General features: G+C 69.3%; 2 protein-coding genes and 1 pseudogene. 2 read left to right on the top strand and 1 reads right to left on the bottom strand.

Features of this window, described 5'->3' with window-relative positions:
- Window positions 1–98 precede the first annotated feature (98 nt).
- Entirely contained in the window at window positions 99–611 is a 513-nt protein-coding gene (locus tag Q0379_RS11960) for a GNAT family N-acetyltransferase (RefSeq protein ID WP_299008792.1), read from the bottom strand.
- 165 nt (window positions 612–776) lie between these two features.
- On the opposite strand from Q0379_RS11960, the pseudogene secG reads away from it, so the two are divergent.
- Both secG and Q0379_RS11950 read left to right on the top strand, forming a co-directional pair.
- Window positions 777–1,241: pseudogene (secG, locus tag Q0379_RS11955) on the top strand (preprotein translocase subunit SecG); the annotation flags it as partial.
- Between the two features lie 249 nt (window positions 1,242–1,490).
- Window positions 1,491–1,727, top strand: a complete 237-nt coding sequence (locus Q0379_RS11950) for a DUF1289 domain-containing protein (protein ID WP_299008789.1) — start codon at window positions 1,491–1,493, stop codon at window positions 1,725–1,727.
- The last annotated feature ends 157 nt before the right edge of the window (window positions 1,728–1,884 follow it).

Raw genomic sequence — 1,884 nt, 5'->3', positions numbered from 1 at the left:
CGCAAATCAAACCCTACGGTCTCCGGGTTCGCCCGGCCGCTCCGTCGCCTCCCCATGAGCCTTCAGCGAGCGATCGCGTGAAGCCGAGACGCCGTGTCCTACAGCATCAACCCATACAGCCGTCGATCGCGGCGTTCGCCATCTCGATGCACCGAGCCCTTCAGATAGCCCTCGGGCTTGAAGCCCAGCTTCTCCAGCAGCTTCTCGCCGTGGTCGCCGATGTGGACGCTGGCGACCAGGCTCTTGAGGCCGTCGCTGGCGACGTGGGCGAGCAGGGCGGTGACCGCCTCGTAGCCGAAGCCTCGGCCCCAGTTGTCGCGGGCGATCACGAAGCGGATCTCGGCCCGGCCGTGGCGCCGATCGAAGTCGATTAACTCGCAATAGCCGAGGAACAGGCCGCTGTTGGTATGCCGGATCGCCCAGTAGGCGGCCTCGCCGGCGGCCATCTGCTCGACCTGATAGGCGACGCGCCGCGCGACCTCGTCGGGATCCTCGATCGGCTCCTGGTCGAGGTTGGACATCACCTCGGCGTCGCTCAAGAACGGATAGACCCGCGGGGCGTCTTCGACCGTCAGCGGCGACAGGGTCAGGCGGGCGGTCTCGAGAATCATGCGGTCCAATATCGGGGGCTGGAAGGCTTATGGAAACGGGACTTTGGGACTTGCGTCGCGGCGCGCGCTTCCCAGCTATGGCGCGGAGGCGTCTCTAGTGGTAGAGGGGCCGCTTCGTTTTTCGCGCGACCTTTTGACCGCGCCCGGATCGAGAACACATTCGTCATGCTCATCGGCGTCCTGCTGGCCATCAACATCGTCGTCTGCCTCGGCCTGATCGGGGTGGTCCTGCTGCAACGCTCCGAAGGCGGCGCGCTGGGCATGGGCGGCGGTTCGTCCAGCTTCATGACCGCTCGCGGCGCCGGCGATCTGCTGACGCGCATCACCTGGATCCTGTTCTCGATCTTCCTGCTGATCAGCCTGGCGCTGACGATCCTGACGGGGCGCCTGAACAGCGGCGGTTCGGTCGTGGATCGCCTGGACATCCAGAACCTCGATTCCAAGGCTCTGAACGCCGTACCGGCCGCTCCGGCTCCGGCCGACGTCGCGCCGTCGACCGCCGCGCCCGCGCCGATCCAGGCGCCGACGCCGCAACTGAACACCCCGGCGCCGGCCGCGGCGCAGCCCTCGCTGCTGGCCCCCGCGCCCCAGGCCGCTCCGGCCAAGAAGGCGGCGGCGCCCGCGGCCCAAGCACCGGCCAAGAAGCCGGCCGAGGCCGCGACCCCCACGGTCGCCGCCATCACCAGGACCTCGACGGCCGCCACGCGCAGGAACAGCAGGCGCGTCGGGTCGGAGGACAGCCGGGGCACCGTGGTACGCCGGTGCCAGAAGCCGAAGCCGGCCAGCACCGCCACGTTGATGGCATAGTCCTGCTGGCTGCTAGTGTCGCCGTCCAGCACGCTGCTCACATCCAGCGTGGCCGGGCCGTAGAACCGCGGGATGAGCTTGCTCACTGTCTTAGAGCCCGACGACGGAAACCGACTCTCGGCCGCCGCCGCGCAGCCCATCGAAACGCCTTGCGTCAAGGTCTGCGTCCTGGACCCTGCGAGCGGGCTCTGCACCGGGTGCCGGCGCAGCTTGCGCGAGATCGCCGCCTGGGGCTCGATGCCGCCCGAGATGCGCGCAAGGATCATGTCGGAGCTGCCGGGCCGCGCCGCCGGGACTGCGGGCGCATGAAGGCATTCGGCTATTTCATCCTCGCCTTGCTGATCCTCATCGCGCTGGCGGCGCTGGCTGCTGTGGCTGGGCGTGCTGCTGTTGGCTGTGGGCCTGAGCGCATGGTGGTTCGGGCTTGGGCGCCCGCCGGAGGGCGCCGGGGCCGCCGGCAGGGCGG

It is taken from the genome of uncultured Caulobacter sp. (assembly GCF_937900395.1).
GTDB lineage: Bacteria > Pseudomonadota > Alphaproteobacteria > Caulobacterales > Caulobacteraceae > Caulobacter.
The sequence above is the reverse complement of the archived record's forward strand: the minus strand, read 5'-3'. Positions and strand labels throughout refer to the sequence as shown.